We start from the raw sequence: 7891 nt of genomic DNA, 5'->3' as shown, positions 1-7891 counted from the left end.
TGGCTCGACACCGGAACGTTCGAGTCGATGATGCAGGCCTCGGAGTATGTGCGCGTGATTGAAGATCGCCAGGGCTACAAGATCGGCTGCATCGAAGAAGTGGCCTGGCGCGCAGGGTGGATCGACGACGCACAACTCGCGGCCCTTGCTGCGCCGCTTGCAAAGAGCGGGTATGGCACCTATCTGCAGCGCCTGCTCCGCGCGTAGTCGTTGCGGCTAGTGCGCGCGTCGCTGCAGCAAGGTCGACCGCACGGCGAGACCGGCCGAGAGGGCCGCACGCACGGGCCACAAGTGCCAGCCCGAGTACTTGCGGGAAATGAACCGGCGTGCCGACGTGTGGTGGGCGCGAATCATGACGGCTGAGTCGCGAGCGGCCGTGTGCCCGCCCACGTGCGTGACCGCGGCCGAGGGCTCGTAGCGATTGCGCCACCCTGCTTTGCCGAGGCGGTAGCCGAGGTCGACATCTTCGAAGTACATGAAGTAGCCCTCGTCGAACCCGCCGATGGCATCGAAGACATCGCGGCGAACGAGCACGCACGCGCCCGAGAGCCAGCCAGCATCTCGCGGCGTCACGGCTTCGGCGGCGTCTTGCCGGTAGCGCTTGGTCCAGGGGTTGTCGGTCCACAGGTTGACGAACAGCGCGTGGCCGACGCCCGTGCGCAGTGACGGCACCCGTCGCGCCGAGGGATACACCGTGCCGTCGGGATTGAGCACGGCCGGCCCGATTGCCGCGATGCGATCATCACTCTCACCGACGGCAACAAGCGCGTCGATGACGCCCGCGTGCAAGACCACGTCAGGGTTGCTCACGAGCACCCAGCGCACCGACGGCGCGAGCGACGCGACCCCCGCGTTGATCGCTCCGCCATATCCCGGGTTGCTCGGCAGCGCGATGTAGTGGGCGCGGTGCTCGTGTGCCAGGTCAGCGGCACGAGAACCCTCACCGGGCCGGTTGTCGACAATCACGCAGTGCACGGGCGCGGCGCTCGCGGCCTCGATCGACTCGAGAAACCCTGGCAACACGTCGTTCGAGCGGTAGGCAACCGTCACGACCGCGACGGCTGTGCCGTCGCCCCCGTGTCGCTCGTCGCCCCCAGTCATGATGGGTCGATCCTAGCCGCGCGCGTTGGCGGCTCTAGGCTGGCGGGGTGGCAGACGCGCGCATCTCGGTGGCTCTCGGCACGCACAACGGTGCCGCGCACGTCGCGCGGCAAGTGCGCAGCATCCTGAACCAGCGCCCGGCGCCCATCGAACTCGTCGTGGGCGACGACGACTCGAGTGACGACACGCTCGCGATCATCGAGCGCGTGCACGCCGAGGCGCTCGCCGCAGACCCCGAGCTGCCGACGCGCCTCACGATCATCCGTCGTCGACCCGCGCTCGGCATCACGGCCAACTTCGCGGCGACGCTCGCCGCGTGCGAGGGTGACCTCATCGCACTGAGCGATCAAGACGACGAGTGGATGCCCGGCAAACTCGCGACTCTCGCCGCAGCCTTCGCGGCCGACCCCGAGCTGTTACTCGCCCACACCGATGCCCGGCTCGTCGACGCCGACGGCGCGCCCCTGGGGATTACCCTGCTCGAGGCTCTCGAAGCGACCGAGGCCGAGCGCGCGGGCCTCGCCGCGGGCGAGGCCCTGCCCGTGCTCCTGCGGCGCAACCTCGTGACGGGGGCCACGGTCATGCTCCGGCGCTCGCTGCTCGAGAGTGCCGCGCCGATTCCGGGGGAGTGGGTGCACGACGAGTGGCTTGCGGCCATTGCGGCGGCCGTCGGCCGCGTACGGCTCGTGCCCGAGCCGCTCATTGATTATCGCCAGCACGGGGCAAATCAGATCGGCGCGCGCCGGCCTACGCTCGCCCACAAGCTCGCTCGCTTGCGCGAACCACAGAGCGAGCGCGCGGCACGATTGGCCCGTCGCACGGCCCTGCTCGCCGAGCGAGCCCGCGCGCTCGCCGTCGCACCGGCGGTGCAGCAGCAGCTCGACGCGAAGGCGGCGCACGAGGCGCGGCGAGCGCGACTGCCGCGCGTGCGCATTGCCCGTGTTCCCGCGGTCATCGGCGGCGCGCTCTCGGGCCGCTACGGGCGGTACAGTCGGGGCGCAATGGATGTGCTGCGTGATCTCGTGACTCCGGCCGGGCCTCTGCCGGTCATGACGCTCGCCGACCCCACTGACGCGCACGGCGGTGAGCGCGCATGACTCGCGTGCTCATCATCACGGGCGACCCGCTCGCCGCGGCCATGGCAGGCCCCGCGATTCGCGCGTGGAACATGGCGCTCACGCTGCAGCAGGCGGGGCACGAGGCGCGCCTCGTCTCGACGACGCGCGCCGAGCATCCGTCGCCGCCGTTCCCGATTGCTCACGTCGCGCCCGGCGACGAGCGGGGCATCGCTGTGCACGAACGCTGGGCCGAGGTCGTGCTGTTTCAGGGCTATGCGAACACGCAGTTTCGCACCGTCGCGCGCACCGATCGCATGCTCATCGCCGATGCCTACGACCCCATGCACCTCGAGATGCTCGAGCAGGGGCGTGAACTGCCGCCGCCGACGTGGGCGCTGCGCGTGTCGACCGCGCGCGACGCGCTCAACGACCAATTGCGGCGCGCCGACCTCATTCTGTGTGCGAGCGAACGCCAGCGATTGCTTTATCTCGGTCAGCTCGCGGGCCTCGGCCGCTTGAGCCCCGCGACCTACGCCGAAGACCCCGACCTGCGGGCGCTGCTCGACGTCGTGCCCTTTGGGCTTGAGCCGAGCCCTCCCGTCGCCGACGCGGGCCACGGGATGCGCGGCGTCATCCCCGGCATCGACGCCGACTCGCGCGTGCTCATCTGGGGCGGCGGGGTCTACAGCTGGTTTGACCCGCTCACGTTGATTCGCGCGGTGGGGGTGGCGCGTGAGCGGGTGCCGGGCATCCGTCTCTTCTTCTTGGGCACGCGGCACCCGGGCGTCGACGAGATGGGCATCGTGCGCGAGTCGTTCGATCTTGCGACCTCGCTCGGCCTCGAAGGACGCGAGGTCATCTTCAACGACACGTGGGTGCCCTACGACCGTCGCGGTGCCTACCTGGTCGAGGCCAACGCGGGGGTCAGCACGCACCACGTGCACGTCGAGACGACCTTCTCGTTCCGCACGCGCATTCTCGACTACCTCTGGGCTGGGTTGCCGATGGTCGTGACCGAGGGCGACGGCTTCGCCGAGATCATTGCGGCCGAGAATCTTGGAATCGTCGTGCCCGCCAATGACGTGGATGCCCTCGCCGACGCCCTCACGCGCGTGCTTGCCGACTCGCCCGAGGTCGCCGAGTGGCGCGCGAATGTCGCCCGCGTGCGCGAGCGTTTCGTGTGGTCGGTGGTGCTGCAACCTCTGCTCGCGGCCGTCGCCCACCCGCGCCGCGCGGCCGACGTGACGCGCGGCCGCGACGGCATGGGTGTGGGCGCTCGCGTTGCCCGCACCGCAGGATTCGGCCACACCGTGCGCATGACCCTGCACCACTTGCGCGCCGAGGGCATCTCGGGCGTCACCGCGCGCGTGCGCAAGCGCCTCAGCGCCCGCTGAACGTTCCCCGAACATCCCTGCACCGCACGGCGTGCGTAGGGCGTCATGGTCAGCCATACTGAGGCAATGGGGTGGAAACGGAGCCCGGCCGATGTGCCCGGGAGCGCGTCGCGGGGGCGACAGAAGAAGAGTCGTGGGGCACACGGTGCACCACGCTCGACAGTGGTTTTGGTCGTTGCCGCGCTTCTCGTGAGCCTGATGCCGACGACGACCGCGGCTGGCGAAACGCTGCCGCCCGCCCCTGACGCGTCGGCGATTCCAGAGATGGGGGAATACCCCGAGAGCGACTTCATTGAGGCCGCTGCCGAACTGCCGACCGAGCTCGTCGCCGCGGTGGAGCGTGACCTGGGGCTCTCGCCTGAGCAGTATCTGGCGCAGGCCGCCGCGGCTGCCGATGCGTCAGACCTCGTCGAATACCTCGCCGCCGAGGGCATCGATGCGAGTGACCGTGTGCTCGACGGCACGACACTGACCATTGGGGTCGACTCGGCCGCCGAGGCCACCGTGGTTGAGCAGGTCGGGGCGGTCGCGGTCATTGGCGAGGTTGCCCCGCCGGTGCCGTCGATCGACGACGTGATCTTCGAACCCGCCGCCGACGTCTATGGCGGCGACGCCATCACCTACAGCACGAGCGCGGGGGGCTTCCGGTGCTCTGTCGGCGCGAATGGCACCAATTCTTCGGGTCAGCCCGAGTTCGTCACGGCCGGACACTGCGCGGGCAGTGGTCTGTACCGCCATGTCAGCGTGACCGCACCCGGGTTCACTCCGTCGGGCACCTCGCTCAACTTCGGCACACCGCGCTCGGGATCATTTCAGGCGGGTGGCGGTTATGACGTTGGACTCGTCACCGTCACGCAATCGGGCTTCACGACGGGGCCGACCGTCACGACCTATAGCGGAGGGCAAGGTGCCCGCACGGGTGGCCTGCTCACGGTGCGCGACACGATCATCCCCACGACGGGTTCGCCGATTTGCAAGTCGGGCTCAACGACGGGTTGGACGTGTGGGCAGATTCTCGACGACTTCCAGAACGACGTCACCGTGTGCGGCACGTCGTCGCCGTGCTACTCCGTCGATTCGATCGTGACCAACGTCTGCATGCTCTCGGGCGATAGCGGCGGCCCCGGCATGGTGGGTTCCGCGTTCGTGGGCGTCAACTCGGCGACCTCGTTCGGCTCAGCCCCCAATGGTTATGCCGGAACGCCGCTGCAGTTCTGCGCCGCAGCGGTCAACAAGGTCTCTGTCATGGCGATCATGCGCCACAACCCTGGCATCAGCACTATTGAGTCGCGCTACGGCACCTCGTGGGAGCCCACGGTGCTCGTCGACTCTCCGAGCATCACGATGCCGCCCGCCTACACCTCGGGCGCTGCATTTTCGGTGTCGGGTGCCATCACCAACGTCACGCCGCGCACCCGCATCGAGGTCAAGGTCAACGGTGTCAGCCGCGCGGTCGCCCTCGACACCGTGACGGGAGCCTGGTCAGCAAGCATTCCGGCGGTCACGGGGTCGACCGTCGTGGTGACGGTGCAGGCTCGCTGGGGCCAACGCTCGGTCGCGCCCGTCGACAGATTCGTGGCGACCGATGGAGGGGCCTTTGTCTTGCGGCCTCTCACGATAGAACGCATCGCCGGAACCGACCGCTATGACGTGGCGATCGCCCTGGCCCAACGTGCGTATCCCGGGCCGGCGCGGCCGACGACGGTCTACGTCGTCAACGGCGGCGACTTCCCCGATGCGCTCGGCGCCGGATCAGCGGCCGCCGCCACCGGCGGGATCGTGATGCTCGTGGAGACCGGCTCGCTCGCCGCGAAGATTCGCACGGAACTGCAGCGGCTCAGTCCGCAGCGGGTGGTCATCGTCGGCGGCCCAGCATCCGTCTCCGAGACCGTACGCTCGAGTCTGCAGTCGGCGCTGCCGAGTGCGACCGTGTCGCGCATTTCGGGCCAAACTCGCTTCGATGTGTCTCTCAACGTCATGAACCACATCATCGAAACCGGCGGGCCGCGCGCGTTCGACGCGTCAACGAACCTCTACGTGGCCAATGGCTACAACTATCCCGACGCGCTCGTCGCCGGGGCGGCAGGCTCGTCACCCCAATCGTCTCGGGGCATCTCGCCCGTGCTCACGGTTGCGGGGCCCGAGTCATCGCTCCCTGCCGCAACGCGCACGGCCATTGAGAACTTTGGGTTCTCGACCATCATGGTCGCGGGTGGGCCCGGATCTGTGACGATGGGCATCGAAAACCAGTTGCGCTCGATTGTCGGAACCTCGAACGTGGAGCGCCTGGGTGGTCTGACGAGGTTTGATGCGGCACGCAGCGTCGCGAACGATGCGTATCCCGACACCGCCGACACGGTGTTTCTCACCACCGGGTTCAACTTTCCCGATGCCCTTGCGGGCGCGCCGCTCGCCGGGCTCATGGATGCTCCGATGTTCTCGGTTGAGACGACGTGCGTGCCGCGGGGCGTGCTGACCGACATCGAGCGCTTGCAGCCGACGAGAATCATCCTCTTGGGCGGCACCGGAACCCTGACGCCCGCCGTCGAGGCCCTCACGCCCTGTCCTTAAGCGCGCCCCTCGTGGGGTGTGCCCCGATAGGCTATTGAGTTATGAGAGTGCTCGTGGCGGTCCCCGCGCTGAATGAAGCGGCGGTCATTGGCCAGGTGCTCGATTCGATTCAAACCGTTCATGCGCTTGCTGACGTCGTCATCGTGGACGACGGTTCGCGCGATGCGACGGCGTCGATCGCCCGAGCTCACGGCGCGCATGTCGTATCGCACGCCATCAACCTGGGCGTCGGTGCTGCCATGGGCACAGCGTTCAAGTACGCAACGCGGCATGGCTACGACGCAGTCATCCAGTTCGACGGTGATGGCCAACATCGGCCCGAGTACATCGCTAGCCTCATCAAGGCGCTCGATCATGCCGACATCGTGGTCGGTAGCCGGTTCGCCGATGGTGGCACGTTCAAGTCGTCGGCTGCGCGTCGCGGAGTGCAACGCCTCATCTCGTGGGTGACGTCGGCCTACGCGCGCACGCGCATTACCGACGCCACGAGCGGGTTCAGAATCGCCGGCCCCCGCGCACTCGAGGTCTTCGCTGAGCACTACCCGGTTGAGTGGTTGGGTGACACGGTCGAGTCAATCGTGCTCGCGACGCGACAGGGTTTGACCGTGCGCGAGATTCCGGTCGTCATGAATGAGCGCGCCGGAGGCGCCCCGTCGCAGTCGATCTTTCGGGCAACCCTCTACACCGGCCGCATCTTGCTCATTCTCGGCCTCGCCGGCATTCGCAGCGTGCCCCCGCAGTTGCGCGCGCGCCGCGCACACGCGTCGCGAGAGGTGACGGCATGACCCCGCAGATTCTGGCCATCGTGATGGCCGTCATTTTGCTCATCGCCGTCATCTTGTTGTTGCGGTCGTATGTGCTGCCCGAGAAGTACGCCGTCATCTGGCTCGTCGCCTCGGTTGCGGCAATCGTTTTGTCGGCGTGGCCCGGCTTGCTCGACGCGGTTTCAGGGTTCTTCGGCATCGCCCAGCCCATCAATCTGCTCTTCGTGGGCGCATTCTTCGTCATTTTGCTGCTGTTGATGCAGATCAGTCTTGAGCTTGCGCGCACGCGCGACGAGCTGCGCAAGGTTGTGCAGAAGCTCGCTCTTGAGATCGAACAAGTGAGAAGAACAGATGACGACTGAGTCGCCAACCGTGTCGCGCCGACCCCTCCGATCCCGTTTCCGGCCGCTGTACCTGGCGCCGGTTCTGGCGTTTATCGCTCTGTCAGCGTGGGCCTTCGCGTCTCCTCTCGGGGCGGGCCCCGACGATGACTACCACTTGGTCAGCATCTGGTGCGGCGGCGATGGCAGCGAGCAATGCGACCCCGGTTCAGAAGACAGCAATCGCGTTATGCCGTCAGCGTTCGAGAACGTCGCGTGCTACGCCCAAGATGGCGCGCGAAGCGCGGCGTGCCAAAACGACGTGTGGAACACGTGGGATGGCGACCCGGTCGAACTCTCGCGAGGCAACTTCGGCGGCGAGTACCCGCCGGTTTACTACGCCACCATGAACCTCTTCGCCGGTTCCGATATGCAAGTCAGCGCACTCCTGATGCGCATTCTCAACGCGGCCCTCTTTGTTGGCCTAGCGACTGCTCTCGCGGTGCTCTTGCCGGCCGCTCGCCGATCCACCTTGTTGTGGGGTTGGTTGATCGCTCTGGTGCCCTTGGGCATGTTCTTGATTCCGTCGAACAACCCCAGTGGCTGGGCCATCACGGGTGTCGGAACCGCGTTTCTTGCGTTGCTGGGCTGGTTCGAAACAACCGGGCGTCGACGCTGGGCAC

General features: G+C 67.5%; 7 protein-coding genes and 1 pseudogene. 7 read left to right on the top strand and 1 reads right to left on the bottom strand.

What is annotated here, in order from left to right; translation table 11 throughout:
* A pseudogene (locus tag SFU54_RS08875) lies at nucleotides 1-207 on the top strand (glucose-1-phosphate thymidylyltransferase); the annotation flags it as partial.
* Between the two features lie 9 nt (nucleotides 208-216).
* On the opposite strand, the gene SFU54_RS08870 reads toward SFU54_RS08875, so the two are convergent.
* The gene (locus tag SFU54_RS08870; protein WP_319015922.1) at nucleotides 217-1101 is read right to left on the bottom strand and encodes a glycosyltransferase family 2 protein; all 885 of its coding nucleotides are present in this window, start codon (nucleotides 1099-1101) and stop codon (nucleotides 217-219) included.
* A gap of 47 nt (nucleotides 1102-1148) precedes the next feature.
* On the opposite strand from SFU54_RS08870, the gene SFU54_RS08865 reads away from it, so the two are divergent.
* The 6 genes from SFU54_RS08865 to SFU54_RS08840 form a co-directional block, all read left to right on the top strand.
* Nucleotides 1149-2198 (top strand): glycosyltransferase, encoded by a 1050-nt coding sequence (locus SFU54_RS08865; RefSeq protein WP_319015921.1) that lies wholly within the window; start codon nucleotides 1149-1151, stop codon nucleotides 2196-2198.
* Nucleotides 2195-3553 (top strand): glycosyltransferase family 4 protein, encoded by a 1359-nt coding sequence (locus SFU54_RS08860; protein WP_319015920.1) that lies wholly within the window; start codon nucleotides 2195-2197, stop codon nucleotides 3551-3553. Before SFU54_RS08865 ends, SFU54_RS08860 begins: the two co-directional genes overlap by 4 nt.
* A 198-nt stretch (nucleotides 3554-3751) precedes the next feature.
* Nucleotides 3752-6124, top strand: coding sequence for a cell wall-binding repeat-containing protein (locus SFU54_RS08855; protein ID WP_319015919.1), 2373 nt, complete (start codon nucleotides 3752-3754; stop codon nucleotides 6122-6124).
* Between the two features lie 53 nt (nucleotides 6125-6177).
* On the top strand, nucleotides 6178-6909 hold the full coding sequence (locus SFU54_RS08850) for a glycosyltransferase family 2 protein (protein ID WP_319015918.1): 732 nt from the start codon (nucleotides 6178-6180) through the stop codon (nucleotides 6907-6909).
* A complete protein-coding gene (locus SFU54_RS08845; RefSeq protein ID WP_319015917.1) occupies nucleotides 6906-7250 on the top strand; it encodes a DUF2304 domain-containing protein in 345 nt (114 codons plus the stop codon). Before SFU54_RS08850 ends, SFU54_RS08845 begins: the two co-directional genes overlap by 4 nt.
* Nucleotides 7240-7891 (top strand): DUF2142 domain-containing protein (locus tag SFU54_RS08840; protein ID WP_319015916.1); only part of this gene is annotated, 652 nt, incomplete at its 3' end. The genes SFU54_RS08845 and SFU54_RS08840, both read left to right, overlap by 11 nt.

The organism is Microcella sp. (assembly GCF_033763155.1).
Taxonomy (GTDB): Bacteria; Actinomycetota; Actinomycetes; order Actinomycetales; family Microbacteriaceae; genus Microcella.
This window is presented reverse-complemented; position numbering and strand designations above follow the sequence as displayed.